The organism is Rhizobium sp. Rhizsp42 (genome assembly GCF_047304155.1).
Taxonomy (GTDB): Bacteria; Pseudomonadota; Alphaproteobacteria; order Rhizobiales; family Rhizobiaceae; genus Rhizobium.
Genome location: NZ_JBGLYS010000012.1, coordinates 25744 through 39999 on the forward strand (window position 1 = coordinate 25744; position 14256 = coordinate 39999).

General features: G+C 61.2%; 17 protein-coding genes. 7 read left to right on the top strand and 10 right to left on the bottom strand.

Annotated elements, in window-relative coordinates:
- The first annotated feature begins 101 nt into the window (after positions 1-101).
- Positions 102-509, top strand: a complete 408-nt coding sequence (gene rbfA / locus ACCD05_RS13595; protein ID WP_018899114.1) for a 30S ribosome-binding factor RbfA — start codon at positions 102-104, stop codon at positions 507-509.
- Between the two features lie 12 nt (positions 510-521).
- Complete coding sequence (gene truB / locus ACCD05_RS13600) at positions 522-1454, top strand: tRNA pseudouridine(55) synthase TruB (protein WP_413393290.1); 933 nt, start codon at positions 522-524, stop codon at positions 1452-1454.
- A 41-nt stretch (positions 1455-1495) separates the two neighbouring features.
- Here truB and gstA read toward each other — a convergent pair whose 3' ends face one another.
- A complete protein-coding gene (gene gstA / locus ACCD05_RS13605; protein WP_413393292.1) occupies positions 1496-2104 on the bottom strand; it encodes a glutathione transferase GstA in 609 nt (202 codons plus the stop codon).
- Between the two features lie 266 nt (positions 2105-2370).
- On the opposite strand from gstA, the gene rpsO reads away from it, so the two are divergent.
- The 3 genes from rpsO (at position 2371) to ACCD05_RS13620 (ending at position 6198) form a co-directional block, all read left to right on the top strand.
- Positions 2371-2640, top strand: a complete 270-nt coding sequence (gene rpsO / locus ACCD05_RS13610) for a 30S ribosomal protein S15 (protein WP_026283114.1) — start codon at positions 2371-2373, stop codon at positions 2638-2640.
- Between the two features lie 327 nt (positions 2641-2967).
- Positions 2968-5106, top strand: coding sequence for a polyribonucleotide nucleotidyltransferase (pnp, locus tag ACCD05_RS13615; protein WP_018899117.1), 2139 nt, complete (start codon positions 2968-2970; stop codon positions 5104-5106).
- Positions 5107-5181: 75 nt separating this feature from the next.
- Positions 5182-6198: a class I SAM-dependent methyltransferase gene (locus ACCD05_RS13620; protein ID WP_413393295.1), complete on the top strand. Its 1017-nt coding sequence runs from the start codon at positions 5182-5184 to the stop codon at positions 6196-6198.
- A 5-nt stretch (positions 6199-6203) separates the two neighbouring features.
- Here the strand turns inward: ACCD05_RS13620 and ACCD05_RS13625 are convergent, their stop codons facing one another.
- The 5 genes from ACCD05_RS13625 to fabA all read right to left on the bottom strand — a co-directional run bounded on the left by ACCD05_RS13625 (position 6204) and on the right by fabA (position 9508).
- Positions 6204-6599 carry a type II toxin-antitoxin system HicB family antitoxin gene (locus ACCD05_RS13625; RefSeq protein ID WP_413393297.1) on the bottom strand — a complete coding sequence of 132 codons (396 nt, stop codon included), beginning with the start codon at positions 6597-6599 and terminating at the stop codon, positions 6204-6206.
- Between the two features lie 11 nt (positions 6600-6610).
- A complete protein-coding gene (locus ACCD05_RS13630) occupies positions 6611-6793 on the bottom strand; it encodes a type II toxin-antitoxin system HicA family toxin (RefSeq protein WP_037186908.1) in 183 nt (60 codons plus the stop codon).
- A 105-nt stretch (positions 6794-6898) separates the two neighbouring features.
- The gene (gene fabI / locus ACCD05_RS13635) at positions 6899-7705 is read right to left on the bottom strand and encodes an enoyl-ACP reductase FabI (protein ID WP_018899121.1); all 807 of its coding nucleotides are present in this window, start codon (positions 7703-7705) and stop codon (positions 6899-6901) included.
- Positions 7706-7709: 4 nt separating this feature from the next.
- Positions 7710-8933, bottom strand: coding sequence for a beta-ketoacyl-ACP synthase I (gene fabB / locus ACCD05_RS13640; protein ID WP_018899122.1), 1224 nt, complete (start codon positions 8931-8933; stop codon positions 7710-7712).
- A gap of 59 nt (positions 8934-8992) precedes the next feature.
- On the bottom strand, positions 8993-9508 hold the full coding sequence (gene fabA, locus ACCD05_RS13645; RefSeq protein WP_018899123.1) for a 3-hydroxyacyl-[acyl-carrier-protein] dehydratase FabA: 516 nt from the start codon (positions 9506-9508) through the stop codon (positions 8993-8995).
- A gap of 302 nt (positions 9509-9810) precedes the next feature.
- On the opposite strand from fabA, the gene irrA reads away from it, so the two are divergent.
- A complete protein-coding gene (gene irrA, locus ACCD05_RS13650; protein WP_026283115.1) occupies positions 9811-10230 on the top strand; it encodes an iron response transcriptional regulator IrrA in 420 nt (139 codons plus the stop codon).
- Between the two features lie 24 nt (positions 10231-10254).
- Here irrA and ACCD05_RS13655 read toward each other — a convergent pair whose 3' ends face one another.
- Positions 10255-10890, bottom strand: a complete 636-nt coding sequence (locus tag ACCD05_RS13655; protein WP_111563053.1) for a trimeric intracellular cation channel family protein — start codon at positions 10888-10890, stop codon at positions 10255-10257.
- Between the two features lie 114 nt (positions 10891-11004).
- Here ACCD05_RS13655 and ACCD05_RS13660 point away from each other — a divergent pair, with 114 nt between their 5' ends.
- The gene (locus ACCD05_RS13660) at positions 11005-11487 is read left to right on the top strand and encodes a hypothetical protein (protein ID WP_413393301.1); all 483 of its coding nucleotides are present in this window, start codon (positions 11005-11007) and stop codon (positions 11485-11487) included.
- A 16-nt stretch (positions 11488-11503) separates the two neighbouring features.
- Here the strand turns inward: ACCD05_RS13660 and ACCD05_RS13665 are convergent, their stop codons facing one another.
- The 3 genes from ACCD05_RS13665 to ACCD05_RS13675 all read right to left on the bottom strand — a co-directional run bounded on the left by ACCD05_RS13665 (position 11504) and on the right by ACCD05_RS13675 (position 14052).
- Positions 11504-12289 (bottom strand): YdcF family protein, encoded by a 786-nt coding sequence (locus ACCD05_RS13665; protein ID WP_413393303.1) that lies wholly within the window; start codon positions 12287-12289, stop codon positions 11504-11506.
- A gap of 71 nt (positions 12290-12360) precedes the next feature.
- On the bottom strand, positions 12361-13080 hold the full coding sequence (locus tag ACCD05_RS13670; protein WP_413393305.1) for a YoaK family protein: 720 nt from the start codon (positions 13078-13080) through the stop codon (positions 12361-12363).
- Between the two features lie 54 nt (positions 13081-13134).
- Positions 13135-14052: an Abi family protein gene (locus ACCD05_RS13675; protein WP_413393307.1), complete on the bottom strand. Its 918-nt coding sequence runs from the start codon at positions 14050-14052 to the stop codon at positions 13135-13137.
- Positions 14053-14256 lie beyond the last annotated feature (204 nt).

Sequence of the window (14256 nt, forward strand, 5' to 3'; positions counted from 1 at the left end):
GAGACTAGAGTTGTGGACGGGCGCCGGATCATATGAGGCCGGCGCCCGAACCTTTTGAGGCCCCGGACTTTTGAGGCCCCAGATTTTTGAGGCAAAGAACAATGGCAACAAAAACCTCGACAGCACAGTCGCAGCGTATGCTGCGCGTCGGCGAGCAGGTACGCGCCGCGATCACCCAGGTCCTGCAGCGCGGCGAAGTGCGCGACGACCTTCTGGAAAAGACCGTCATCTCCGTGTCCGAAGTGCGCATGTCGACCGACCTGAAGGTCGCGACCGCGTTCATCACGCCGCTCGGCGTATCGGATCACGAGACGGTCATCACGGCGCTCAACCGCCACGCCAAATTCATCCGCGGCCGTCTCGGCCCGCATCTTAGGCAGATGAAATTCATGCCCGAGATACGCTTCCGCGACGATACGAGCTTCGACAATTACAAGAAGATCGACGAGCTGCTGCGCTCGCCCGAGGTCATGCGCGACCTTGAGGACGGCGATACCGACGAAAAGTAACAGAAGAGCCTTATGTCCAAACCACGCAAGCCCAAAGGCCGCCCGATCTCGGGCTGGCTTATCCTTGACAAGCCCGTCGACTTCGGCTCGACCGAAGCCGTCTCCAAGATCAAGTGGCTGTTCAAGGCGCAGAAATGCGGCCACGCCGGCACGCTCGACCCGCTGGCTTCGGGCATGCTGCCGATCGCGCTCGGCGATGCGACCAAGACCGTTCCCTACGTCATGGACGGCCGCAAGATCTACGAATTCACCGTGACCTGGGGCGAGCAGCGCTCGACCGATGATCTCGAGGGCGAGGTTATCGAGAGCTCCGACAAGCGTCCGACCGAAGACGAGATCTTGGCGCTGCTCCCCAACTATACCGGCGTCATCAGCCAGGTCCCGCCGCAGTTCTCCGCGATCAAGATCGCGGGCGAGCGTGCCTATGATCTCGCCCGCGAGGGTGAGACGGTCGAAATCCCGTCGCGTGAGGTCGAGATCTATCGCCTGACGCTGCTCGAATGCGAGAACGAAAACACCGCGCATTTCGAGGTCGAGTGCGGCAAGGGCACCTATGTCCGTGCGCTCGCCCGCGATTTCGGCCGTGACCTCGGCTGCTTCGGCCACATCTCCGGCCTGCGCCGCAGCTTCGTGGCACCCTTCGCAGAAGAGACGATGATCCCGCTCGCCGAACTCGTCGCGCTGGAAGACATTCAGGATGACGAAGAACGCCTGGCAGCACTCGATGCGCTTCTGATCGACACCAGCGAGGCGCTCTCCTCGCTGCCGCATCTGATCGTCAACGACGACCAGGCCCACCGCCTGAAGATGGGCAACCCCATCCTGGTGCGCGGTCGCGATGCGCCGGTGGAAGAAAGCGAAGCCTATGCCACGGCCCGCGGCAAGCTGATCGCCATCGGCGAAATCGGCCAGGGCGAATTCCGCCCAAAGCGCGTCTTTGGATAAAGATCAATGCGCGCGGCCTGAACCGCGCGCATCTCTCGTAATCAGATCAGGCCTTCGGCTTTCATGGTTGCCTGGACCGACGGGCGGGCGGCAACGCGCGCGACGTAATCCTTCAGCTTCGGCCACGCGTCCAGCGAAACGCTCATCGGCTTCGTCCAGCTGGTTACGACGAATGCATAGGCGTCGGCAACCGTGAAGTTCGGGCCGGTGAGATAGTCGCGACCGTCGGCCAACAGCGATTCCAGCCACGCGAATTTCTTCTGCAGCACTTCGCGCGCCGCGTCCTTTTCCGCATCGGTCTTACCGGGATGGAAGAGCGGGCTGAACGACTTGTGCAATTCGGAGCCGACGAAGCTCAGCATCTCCTGAACGCGGGCTCGGGCAAGCGTGCCGGCCGGCGGTGCGAGGTCGGTGGCGCCGTTGCTGTCTGCGACATACTGCAGGATCGCCGGACCTTCGGTCAGGACTTCGCCGCCGTTGAGCTGAAGAGCCGGCACGGCGCCCTTGGGGTTGATCGCAAAGAAGTCGCCGCCGCTTTCCATGACCTTCGTCTTGGTGCTTACCTTCTCGATCTCGAAAGGCTTGCCGATCTCATGAAGGACGATGTGGGATGCCATGGAGCAGGCGCCGGGGGCATAAAAGAGTTTCACGCAAATTCCTTTCTGGAAACAGACTTGCACGGCGCAGGTGATAGTCGATCGCTATACCGGTGCAACCGACATTTTGCATGATCGTCTCTTTGTGATCGCGGCGCCAAATCGCTGATCAGGCGCCAAAAACTCCGCTCTTCCATTCATGTGCCGGATATTGTATAGGCAGCGCCAGCATCAGGCTCGCTTGAATGCATTCGCGGCCAAAGCTGGACGACATCCCGGCTTTTGGCGACCTTATCTCCTCTCATCGAAAGGAACATCCGATGTCGATTACTGCTGAGCGCAAGACGGCACTTATCAAGGAATACGCAACGTTCGAAGGCGACACCGGTTCGCCCGAAGTTCAGGTTGCGATCCTCACCGAGCGCATCAACAACCTCACGGAACACTTCAAGGGCCACAAGAAGGATAACCATTCCCGCCGTGGCCTGCTGACGATGGTTTCCAGCCGCCGCTCGCTTCTTGACTACCTCAAGAAGAAGAACGAAGGCCGTTACACCAAGCTGATCACCAGCCTGGGTATCCGCCGCTAAGGCTTTTCGGCGGGCGCTCCTTGTGGACGCCCGCCGCATTTGTTTCCGGGGAACGTTTCTCCGACACCGCAGGACGCCCTAGGCGTTTGCGGGACTGCCCGCGGACCCGGATGGGCCGGATCCGCAAAACCAACCGTTGACCTGTCATGGGGCAGGATTGCCGGATGCTTTCGGCCAAGGCGCACACCTTGGCCCGATTTTCTCGACGAGGAAATCGAGACCGCAAAGCCTCCCGTTGTCTTGCCCATGATGCGTCATCAACAATTGCGGTCGTCTGCGCCGTGCCCTTGGGCCAATGGCGCGCCTCCGCATTGAAGGACAAGACATATGTTCGACACTCATTCCGTGGAAATCGAGTGGGCAGGCCGCCCGCTGAAGCTCGAAACCGGCAAGATCGCCCGTCAGGCTGACGGCGCTGTTCTCGCGACCTACGGCGAAACCGTGGTTCTCGCCACCGTCGTTTCCGCCAAGGCGCCGAAGCCTGGCCAGGACTTCTTTCCGCTGACCGTCAACTACCAGGAAAAGACCTACGCAGCCGGCAAGATCCCCGGTGGCTACTTCAAGCGCGAAGGCCGTCCGTCGGAAAACGAAACGCTGGTTTCGCGCCTGATCGACCGCCCGATCCGCCCGCTCTTCCCTGAAGGCTACAAGAACGACACGCAAGTCGTCGTCACGGTCGTCCAGCACGATCTGGAAAACAACCCGGACGTTCTGTCGATGGTTGCCGCTTCGGCTGCTCTGACGCTCTCTGGCGTTCCCTTCATGGGCCCGGTCGGCGGCGCACGCGTCGGCTACATCAACGGCGAATACGTCCTGAACCCGCATCTCGACGAAATGGACGAGTCGATCCTCGACCTCGTTGTCGCCGGTACGCACGACGCCGTTCTGATGGTTGAATCCGAAGCCAAGGAACTCAACGAAGAAATCATGCTCGGCGCCGTCATGTTCGGCCATAAGGGCTTCCAGCCGGTCCTCGACGCGATCATCAAGCTCGCCGAAGTGGCTGCCAAGGAGCCGCGCGACTTCCAGCCGGAAGACTTCTCCGAACTCGAAGCCGAAATGCTGAAGCACTTCGAAGCCGAGCTGCGCACCGCCTACAAGAACACGCAGAAGGCTGAACGCTACGCTGCCGTCGACGCCGTCAAGGCGAAGGTCAAGGCCCACTTCTTCCCTGAGGGCGAAGAGCCGAAGTACACCGCCGAAGTCATCGGCGCGATCTTCAAGCACCTGCAGGCCAAGATCGTTCGTTGGAACATCCTCGACACCAAGAGCCGCATCGACGGCCGCGATCTCGAGACCGTTCGCCCGATCGTATCGGAAGTCGGCCTCCTGCCGCGCACCCACGGTTCTGCTCTCTTCACCCGCGGTGAAACGCAGGCGATCGTTGTTGCCACGCTCGGCACCGGCGAAGACGAACAGTACGTCGACAGCCTGACGGGCATGTACAAGGAGCGCTTCCTGCTCCATTACAACTTCCCTCCCTACTCGGTTGGCGAAACCGGCCGCATGGGTTCGCCTGGCCGTCGCGAAATCGGTCACGGCAAGCTCGCATGGCGCGCTATCCGCCCGATGCTTCCTTCGGCTGAACAGTTCCCCTACACGCTGCGCGTCGTCTCCGAGATCACCGAGTCCAACGGCTCGTCCTCGATGGCAACCGTCTGCGGCACCTCGCTCGCCCTGATGGACGCTGGTGTTCCTTTGGCTAAGCCGGTTGCCGGTATCGCCATGGGCCTGATCCTCGAAGGTGACCGCTTCGCGGTTCTCTCCGACATCCTCGGCGACGAAGACCACCTCGGCGACATGGACTTCAAGGTTGCAGGTACGGCCGACGGCATCACCTCGCTGCAGATGGACATCAAGATCGCCGGTATCACCGAAGAGATCATGAAGGTCGCTCTCGGCCAGGCACAGGGCGGTCGCACGCACATCCTCGGCGAAATGTCGAAGGCGATCTCCGAAGGCCGTTCGCAGCTCGGCGAATTCGCTCCGCGCATCGAAGTCATGAACATCCCGGTCGACAAGATCCGTGAAGTCATCGGCTCCGGCGGCAAGGTCATCCGCGAAATCGTCGAAAAGACCGGCGCGAAGATCAACATCGAAGACGACGGCACCGTGAAGATCGCATCTTCCTCGGGCAAGGAAATCGAAGCGGCCCGCAAGTGGATCCACTCGATCGTTGCCGAGCCTGAAATCGGCGTGATCTACGAAGGCACAGTCGTGAAGACCGCCGACTTCGGCGCCTTCGTCAACTTCTTCGGCGCCCGCGACGGCCTCGTCCACATCTCGCAGCTTGCTTCCGAGCGTGTTGCCAAGACCCAGGACGTCGTCAAGGAAGGCCAGAAGGTTTGGGTCAAGCTCCTCGGCTTCGACGAGCGCGGCAAGGTCCGCCTGTCGATGAAGGTTGTCGACCAGGCAACCGGCCAGGAAATCCCTGCCGACAAGAAGAAGGAAGAAGCAGCCGAGTAAGCTGCGCCTTCCCTAGACTTCATGGGCGCGGGAATCTTCTCGCGCCCTTTTTCTATTCAAGATCGAGATAAAACGATGAGCAGCGAGACGCTGAAGACACTGTTCCACCCCTTTGTAAGCGGCACCGTCGAGGCGCCCGGCGAGGGCGAGCGCGTGCTCTTCCTCGGCGCCGAGGCAGGCTTCGCGCTGCCGCAGGGCTTTGCCGCCGCGCTGAGCGCCGTACAGGGCTTCCGGCCGCTGTACCGGCAGCTGCTTGCCCAGCGCATCGAAACCACGCCTGAGGTCGAGGGCGAGGATTATGATGCCGTTCTGGTTCTCTGCAACAAGCACAAGGGTGAGAACGAGGCGAATATCGCTGAGGCACTCACCCGCGTGAAGATGGGCGGCCTCGTCGTCGTCGCCGGCGGCAAGGAAGACGGCATCCAGCCGCTGCGCAAGCGCATGGAAGCCTTCGGCCTGTCGCTCGAGCACATGCCGAAATACCACGGCGTCGCTTTCTGGTTCGGCGCGCCGGCAGATCCGTCCGAAATCATCGCCAAGTTCGCCAAGCCCGCCGTGCGCGTCGACGGCCGCTTCGAGGCCGCCGCCGGCATGTTCTCGCATGACCGCATCGACGATGGCTCGGAACTTCTGGCCTCGCGCTTGCCAGTCGATTTCACCGGCGACGTCGCCGATTTCGGCGCCGGCTGGGGCTATCTCTCCGTCGAGATGGCGGAACGCTCCCCAGGTGTCAGCCGCCTCGACCTCTACGAGGCGAACTACGCCGCGCTGGAGGCCGCCAAGGCCAACATCGAGGAGAACTGCCCGAATGTACCGGCACGCTTCTTCTGGCACGATCTGGCTGGCGAGCCGGTCAAGGACAAGTACGACTTGATCATCATGAACCCGCCCTTCCACGAAAGCCACGCCGCCGAGCCGGCGCTCGGTCAGGCGATGATCAAGACCGCGGCATCCGCGCTCCGCTCCGGCGGCCGCCTCCTGCTGGTCGCCAACCGCGGCCTGCCCTACGAGCCGGTACTGGCCGCAAGCTTCCGTGAAAGCGGCGAAACCTGCCGCAACGCCCGCTTCAAGGTCTTGTGGGCGAAGAAATAAGCGGCTCAGGCCGCTTCTATTTCCTTGCGGGCGGCGCTCGCAAGGAAGGCCGAACGCGTTAGGCCGCGCTCCTTGGCCGCCGCGTCGATCGCGTCGAGCATGCCTTTGTCGAAGGTGACGTTGGCGCGAACGGTCCGTGTCGTATCCTCGATAAACGGAATCCGCGTCAGGAAGGCGCCTGACGCAAGCTCACTCCGCACCTCGGGACGCGCGCTGATCTCGTCGAAGGACGATGGTGTCGGCAAGGTCTCGTCTTCTGCCCACAGCCGCAGCGCTTCGATCGCATTGGCGGTTAGATCATCCTCGACGTCGGCTGCGGAAAACACGGAAGGCAGATCGGGAAAGCTTACACCGAAGGCGCTGTCCGGTTCTTTGTGCACGAGCGCAATGAAGTACTTCATCTATCTCTCCCTCACACCCATCCGGCTTGCTTTGCGATTGCCAGAGCGGTGCCTGTCGGCAAGTCCTTCTTGGGATGCGGAACGATAATCGTCTGCGATCCCTTACGGAGTTTGTGATGCGAGCCTTTGATCGACACGATCTCGAAGCCCTCGCGCTTCAGCCGGGCAATGATCCTGTAACTGTTGCGTTCCATCCATCGCTCCCCGGTCGTCCGAAGATAATACGGGTGCGATAAAATAAAAAGGCCATGCGCAATATAATGCGCATGGCCTTGTGTTCAGCTCTGGCTGGCTGCCGCTTACTCGGCGTCCGCCTTGCGCAGCGTATCGAGCGCCGGCATCGAGGTGATGTTGAAGCCGGCGTCGACGAAGTGGATTTCGCCGGTCACGCCTGCCGCCATGTCGGAGAGCAGGTAGAGGGCCGAGTTTCCGACGTGATCGATCGTCACTGTCTTGCGCAGCGGCGAGTTCTGCTGGTTCCACGACAGGATGGCGCGGGCATCCGAAATGCCGGCGCCGGCGAGCGTGCGGATCGGGCCGGCGGAGATCGCGTTGACGCGAATGCCGCGCGGGCCGTAATCGGCCGCCAGATAGCGCACGGAAGCCTCGAGTGCCGCCTTGGCGACGCCCATGACGTTGTAGTTCGGGATGACGCGCGTCGAGCCGTTATAGGTCAGCGTCAGCATCGAGCCGCCTTCGTTCATCAAGGGCGCCAGGCGCTTGGCGATCTCGGTGAACGAGAAACAGGAGATCACCATCGTGCGGCTGAAATTCTCGCGCGTGGTGTCGGCGTAGAGGCCCTTGAGCTCGTTCTTGTCGGAGAAGCCGATGGCGTGCACGACGAAGTCTAGCGTGCCCCAGCGTTCCTTGATCGCGTCCACAGTGGCGTCGACCGAAGCGATGTCCTCGACATCGCATGGCAGCACGAAGTCGGAGCCGACTTCGGCGGCAAGCGGCTTGACGCGCTTGCCCAGCGCATCGCCCTGGTAAGTGAAGGCAAGTTCCGCGCCCTGTGCCGCCAGCGCCTTGGAGATGCCCCAGGCGATGGAGTGGTTGTTCGCGACACCCATGATAAGCCCGCGCTTACCCTGCATGATTCCCGTCATGTTATTATCCGTTGTAGCGCTGGAAGACGAGCGTGGCGTTGGTGCCGCCAAAGCCGAAGGAGTTGGAAAGCGCGATGTCGATCTTGGCGTCGTCGATGCGCTTGCGCACGATCGGCACACCGTCGAACTCAGGGTCCAGCTCGGTGATATGAGCGCTTTCGCCGATGAAACCGGCCTGCATCATCAACAGCGAATAGATCGATTCCTGCACGCCGGCAGCGCCGAGCGAATGGCCGGTCAGCGACTTGGTCGACTGGATGTGCGGGATCTTGTTGCCGAACACTTCGCGGATCGCGCCGATTTCCTTGCTGTCGCCAACAGGCGTCGAGGTGCCGTGCGTGTTGACGTAGTCGACATCGCCCTTCACCGTCGAGAGCGCCTGGCGCATGCAGCGGATCGCGCCTTCGCCCGACGGAGCGACCATGTCGTAGCCATCGGAGGTGGCGCCGTAGCCGACGATTTCGGCGTAGATCTTGGCGCCGCGGGCCTTGGCGTGTTCCAGCTCTTCGAGAACCAGAACGCCAGCGCCGCCGGCAATCACGAAGCCGTCGCGGGTCGCGTCATAGGCGCGCGATGCCGTCTCGGGCGTGTCGTTGTACTTGGAAGACATGGCGCCCATGGCGTCGAACAGGTTCGACATCGTCCAGTCGAGATCCTCGTGGCCGCCGGCGAACATGATGTCCTGCTTGCCCCACTGGATCATTTCTGCGGCGTTGCCGATGCAATGCGCCGACGTCGAGCAGGCCGACGAGATCGAATAGTTGACGCCGTGGATCTTGAACCAGGTCGCGAGCGTGGCCGATGCCGTCGAAGACATTGCCTTCGGCACGGCGAACGGGCCGATGCGCTTCGGGCTGTTGTTCTTGATGGTGATCTCGGCGGCTTCGATCAGCGTGCGGGTCGAAGGGCCACCCGAGCCCATGATGATGCCGGTGCGCTCGTTTTCGCTGTAGTCCTTTTCCTCAAGACCGGAATCGGCGAGCGCCTGCTTCATCGCGACATGGTTCCACGCACCGCCCTGCGACAGGAAGCGCATGGCGCGGCGATCGACCAGATCCGTCGGATCGAGCGAAGGGCGACCCCAGACCTGGCACTTGAAGCCGTGCTCGGCGAAATCGTTGGAAAAGGAAATGCCGGACTTGGCATCGCGCAGCGAAGCGGTGACCTCGGCGGCGTCATTGCCGATCGAGGAAACGACGCCCAGACCCGTGACAACTACCCGTCTCATGTGTTTCGACCTTTTCGTTTTTTCTAACTTGGAAAACCGGGCATGGATGCCCGGTGCAATCAGGCGTCTTTGTCCTTGGACAGGCCGACGCGCAGGTCGGAGGCCTGGTAGATGGTTTCGCCATCGGCCTTCAGCCAGCCGTCGGCAGTGCCGAGCACCAGGCGGCCGCGCATGACGCGCTTGAAGTCGATGCCGTATTCGAGCAGCTTCGTGGTCGGGCGGATCATGCCCTTGAACTTCACTTCACCCGTAGACAGCGCCATGCCGCGGCCAGGCTCGCCGAGCCAGCCGAGGAAGAAGCCGGTCAGCTGCCACATGCCGTCGAGGCCGAGGCAGCCCGGCATGATCGGGTTGCCCTGGAAGTGGCAGGGGAAATACCAATCGTCAGGCTTCACATCGTACTCGGCGCGGATATAGCCCTTGTCGAAGGCGCCGCCGGTTTCGGAGATGTCGGTGATGCGGTGAACCATGAGCATTGGCGGCAGAGGAAGCTGCGCGTTGCCGGGGCCGAAAAGCTCGCCGCGGCCGCATGCCAGAATTTCCTCATAGTTGAAGCTGGATTGTTTCGTCGCCATGAAAACTCTAATTCCCCCCGCAACTAAGCTGATGGATGTGAACGTTTAATCCAAGTTCGACGGAAAATGAAGCATAAGCATGACTGAGCTTCACCCACGTCCAAGGACCGGCTGCGCGCCTTATTTGGTGGTCGCATACAGGAAGGCCAAGCCCCCGGCCAGCACTAATTACGCAAAAAGCCCGATTTCGCGGCGCTTTGACACCTGTTGTCCCCATTGAAACTATTGAAAGCCATTCGTGCAAAAGTTATATGGCTAAGGGAAACCTGATTGCGGGACGCTAGATTAGCTGGAGTTTATTGATGGCGGCTGAAGCCCCTCTTACCATTGAAGCAAGGTTGCGGGGCGCTGGCCTCAGGCCGACGCGCCAGCGCGTCGCGCTCGGCGACCTGCTCTTTGCAAAGGGCGATCGGCATTTGACCGTCGAGGAACTGCACGAAGAGGCTGTTGTCGCCGGCGTGCCGGTATCGCTCGCAACCGTCTACAACACGCTGCATCAGTTCACCGAGGCCGGCATGATCCGCGTGCTCGCGGTCGAAAGCGCCAAGACCTATTTCGACACCAATGTCTCCGATCACCACCACTTCTTCGTGGAGGGTGATAACGACGTGCTCGATATTCCCGTCAGCAACCTCACCATCGACAATCTGCCGGAACCGCCCGAGGGCATGGAGATCGCCCATGTCGACGTGGTGATCCGCCTGCGCCCCAAGCGCTCCTGATCAGCACCTGATCCAGATCGATTTTCACATCACATCGTCAGGATGCCGCCCGGGCTTTGCCTTGTAGGTCGGAAACGTCCATCCGTAGTAAAGCGCGCCGCCGCGCACCGCGAATGCTGCAAGCACGCCCGCGGCCGATGCCACATAGAGCGGTAGTCCGAACTCATTGGCGCCGGTGAAGATCGCCGCGCCGACGAGTGCGGCGCTGATGTAGATCTCCGGCCTCAGCAACACCGAGGGCTCGTTGGCGACAAGATCGCGCAACACGCCGCCGAAGGTCGCCGTCAGCGTGCCGGTGACGATCGCGATGGTCGGCGAGCCGGTGGCCGCCAGCCCCTTGGCCGCACCCATGGCGCAATAGGCCGAAAGCCCGACGGCATCGAGCCAGATCAGCAGCCGGTAGCGCGATTCTACCATATGCGCGGTGAAGAACACCAAAACGCCGGCGGCACAGCAGACCAGGATATAGGTGGGGTTCAGAACCCAGAAGACCGGCACGCGACCCAGGACGATGTCACGCACCGTGCCGCCGCCGATGCCCGTGATGACCGCGAAGAACAGGAAACCGATCAGATCGAGCTGCTTGCGCGAGGCGGCAAGCGCACCGGTTGCCGCAAACAGGGCAACGCCGGCATAGTCGAGATAGACGAATGGCGACATCGCGTGCTCCAATGGCGATCTTTCCCTCGAATAATCATGGCCGCAAGGGCGGCGCAAGGCGGATCAGCCAAACTCACGAACCAATGGCGTCCTTATCCGACGAAAAGAGAACCTGTGAAAACGCTGCTGATCGCCCTGAACCTCGTTGCTGCCCTGGCCGTATCCTCCGCGGCTTACGCCCAGCAGTCGCTGCTTCCCGATCCTGAAGTCTACGAGAAGGATCATTTCAAGCAGCAATGCACCGAGGTCGAGTTCTCCGACGGTTTCGTCACCCATCAGGACATCAACAATGACGGGCTGGTCGATGTTGTCGTCAACGAGGGCGAAATGACCTGCGACGGCACCAAGGGCCCGCAGTGCGACGAAGACGGCTGCATCTACAATTTCTATCTGCAGGTCGCCGAGGGCGGCTATTTCATGATCGCCACCGCCAAGACCTATGGCTACGATTTCGTGCAGCGCTTCGGCAACAAGGTGCTGGCCATGAAGATGCATCCGCGCTTCTGCGACCGCCCCGACGGCGATCCGAAGACGGATCCCTGCGTCATCACCACTCGCGTGCGCGGCACCAAGTTCGTGACGATCTCCAAGAAGTAGCCGAGAACGGCCGGGCTCAGCGCGGATAAAGCTCCGAGGTGCGCCCGGCGAAGTAATATCCGACAAGGCCGAACCATTCGCGGATCGCTGTTGTCATGTTCTGCGCGTTGCGGTTCGGCTGCGTGAAGTCGAGCGCCAGGTGCTCGTGACCATCTGTCCGGTAGTCCGTCGGCCACGGCGTCACGTCGATGCTGAGCTTGCGGAAGATCCCGACCGAGCGCGGCATGTGATAGCCCGAGGTGATCAGCAGGCAGTTGGAAAGACCTTGGCTCGCCAGCAGGTCCTTGGTGTTGACGGCGTTCTCGAAGGTGGTCCGCGAGGTCGTCTCCTGGACCAGCCGCTCCTTCGCCACGCCGAACAGCGGGAAGAACCGCTCCGCCATGACCGCATCGCCCTCGTAGACACCAGACATCGACCCATCGCCGCCCGAGACGAGAATGCGCGATTGCGGATATTTCTGCGCCAGCCTCAACGTCTCGATGAACCGGTCGCCGCCGGCATTCATCTCGATCCCGTGGCGCGATGTATTGACCTCGTTCTCGAAGCCGCCGCCGAGCACGATCATGCAAGTGAGCTCAGCCGGATCCTGCGGCTTGGCGAAGCGATCCTCCAGCCCTTGCAGAAGATAGTTGCCCACAGTCGTATAGAGCGTGAGGAAAAGCACCAGCGCGGCGCAGGCGGTCGCGAGCAAGCTGATGATGCGAAAGCGGACCAGCCCCGCAATCAGCGCCACGAGAATAAGCAGGAAAGCCAGCGACAGCGGCTGGCCGAAAATCCAGACGAGTTTCGAGAAGATAAACACGCGGGGGTCTCCGTTCCTGCATCGGTTCTGGAACGACGTCTAGCTGATTCGCGCTGACGATGGTGCGACGATCACTTCGCGCGCTGGGTCGACGCGCGCGCGGACGCCGACTGGTTGAACCGCCGCTGCAGCGGCTTCGGGATGAGAAGTGCGGCCAGCGCGATCAGCATCGCGAAGGCGGCGACCACCCACAGCGCCGACGCACCTGCAACCTGCGTCAGCAGCGCGCCCGCTATAGCGCCAAGCAGCATCCCGAGCCATGGAACGATCTGGATCGTCCAGTCGAGCCGCCGGTCGCCGATCAGAAAGCGGCCGATGCCGCGCCCGAAACGCGACAGCGCCCCGGTCACATAGGTAAGCCCGATCGGCAGCCCCTCGATATGCTCGACCGCGGCGTTCACCATCCCCATGGAGGCGACGATCAAATAGAAGCGGAGGAGCGCAAGGCCGGGCTCGCTCATCAGCGACGCGCCCGCCAGCATCAGCCCGACGCAGCCAAGCACCACGAAAACCCGCCGCTCGGCGAAATGCGCAAGCACGATCCCGGCCGCGTTGCTGAGCACGAAGACGGTGATCGCCGCGATCAACACGGCCGCATGCCCGAAGTTTCCTGCCCCAAGCGAAAGTGCTGCGCGCGTCGTATTCCCGGTCATGAACGACACGAAATCACCGCTCAAAACCAGCCCGGTCGCATCCGTCATCCCCGCCAAGAACGAGATCGAGCCCGCGAGCACCAATCCGGTCGCGGTGCGCCTGGTGTGAATGATCCGCCTGCGTCTTTGTCGTGTCATGGGTGGGGCCCGGAAGGTCGATTGCGTCACTTTGAGTTCGAAACAGCTCGGCAGTTAAGGTGCGGCGGGTGGTGTCGCCCATGCCGGCTGGCTGCGCCAATCTGGCGGAAATCCCATGACCGTCTCCTCGGCAAGCGGGCAGGAATCGATGAGCTCCACCAGCTGCTGTCGCCATGTTGTTGCCGGGGCTATGATCCCCATCAAATATCCAAGTGCTGCGAGCGTATTGTAAATACGGCGCTCCGATGCCGGATTGATTGCCAGCTGCAACGGCGGTGGAGAGTTTGGCATCATCATCGTCACGGTGAACTGCTTGTTCCAAAGCCGCCCGTGATGAGCGCATATGTTGCGTATGTAGGTGAGATGGTGCGTGAGCGAGATGAGCACCTTTTCGTCAATCTGGTACGGCTTGGCTATCGCCTGCCGATCGGAGCGGAGCTTCAAGTTGCTGTACCATTTGGAAAGTTGCCCGAGGGAAATGACCTCCGCGATCATCCATATCGGCGGATGCCGAGGCTCGTCGTATTTTTCCAGATAGTGCACGATGAACGTGTCCTTGGACCGGTCGATTTCGTTTGTGAGGGTCCGGCAGGCGCGATCATAATGGTCTGCGTGAGCGTATAGTGCCTGATCAAGATATCCGTGTGGGCCGTATTTCATTGCCAGATGGTGTGCCCAACTGCCGCGCAAGGAAACTTCGACGCGCTCGACAGCGTCCATGACGTGCAGGCGAAGGCGTCGATCGAACACGTAAAGGGCAAGCACGTCGTCGAACGAGGTTCCTAGTGTGAACTTGTGTTCACCCGTCTCTGCGGTGATCTGTTCGAAAGGAAGCCAGTAAGCGCGTAGCCGGTAGTAGCTTATGTGCTGCAAGCAATGCAGCGCATGGTCAGCATCGGGGACGACCAAGCCCCTGGCTTGCAGCAGCGCTAGCTGATCGACAATTGCAACCGAGGGCTTTGTGAATCTCATTCCTAATTCATAGGTGGATTCTGCAAGCCAGAAAAGAGAAACCCGCCGGGGTGCGCAGTTCGAAACAGAGTTTCGTCCGAGGCGTGGCGGGTCTTGTTAGAACGAGATATGGCCTACGGAGGTTAGCAAAGCAATAAGATACAAAGGAATATTTTGCTATTTTGAATATAGCCGCTTGGTCAGCCCATAGGCGACACTCGCAAT

Coding starts and splice junctions, on each gene's coding strand:
- rpsO (WP_026283114.1), top strand. CDS start 2,371: ATGTCGATTACTGCTGAGCGCAAGACGGCACTTATCAAGGAATACGCA.
- irrA (WP_026283115.1), top strand. CDS start 9,811: ATGGCGGCTGAAGCCCCTCTTACCATTGAAGCAAGGTTGCGGGGCGCT.
- truB (WP_413393290.1), top strand. CDS start 522: ATGTCCAAACCACGCAAGCCCAAAGGCCGCCCGATCTCGGGCTGGCTT.
- ACCD05_RS13675 (WP_413393307.1), bottom strand. CDS start 14,052: ATGAGATTCACAAAGCCCTCGGTTGCAATTGTCGATCAGCTAGCGCTG.
- ACCD05_RS13670 (WP_413393305.1), bottom strand. CDS start 13,080: ATGACACGACAAAGACGCAGGCGGATCATTCACACCAGGCGCACCGCG.
- ACCD05_RS13620 (WP_413393295.1), top strand. CDS start 5,182: ATGAGCAGCGAGACGCTGAAGACACTGTTCCACCCCTTTGTAAGCGGC.
- fabB (WP_018899122.1), bottom strand. CDS start 8,933: ATGAGACGGGTAGTTGTCACGGGTCTGGGCGTCGTTTCCTCGATCGGC.
- ACCD05_RS13625 (WP_413393297.1), bottom strand. CDS start 6,599: ATGAAGTACTTCATTGCGCTCGTGCACAAAGAACCGGACAGCGCCTTC.
- pnp (WP_018899117.1), top strand. CDS start 2,968: ATGTTCGACACTCATTCCGTGGAAATCGAGTGGGCAGGCCGCCCGCTG.
- rbfA (WP_018899114.1), top strand. CDS start 102: ATGGCAACAAAAACCTCGACAGCACAGTCGCAGCGTATGCTGCGCGTC.
- fabA (WP_018899123.1), bottom strand. CDS start 9,508: ATGGCGACGAAACAATCCAGCTTCAACTATGAGGAAATTCTGGCATGC.
- ACCD05_RS13655 (WP_111563053.1), bottom strand. CDS start 10,890: ATGTCGCCATTCGTCTATCTCGACTATGCCGGCGTTGCCCTGTTTGCG.
- fabI (WP_018899121.1), bottom strand. CDS start 7,705: ATGACGGGAATCATGCAGGGTAAGCGCGGGCTTATCATGGGTGTCGCG.
- ACCD05_RS13630 (WP_037186908.1), bottom strand. CDS start 6,793: ATGGAACGCAACAGTTACAGGATCATTGCCCGGCTGAAGCGCGAGGGC.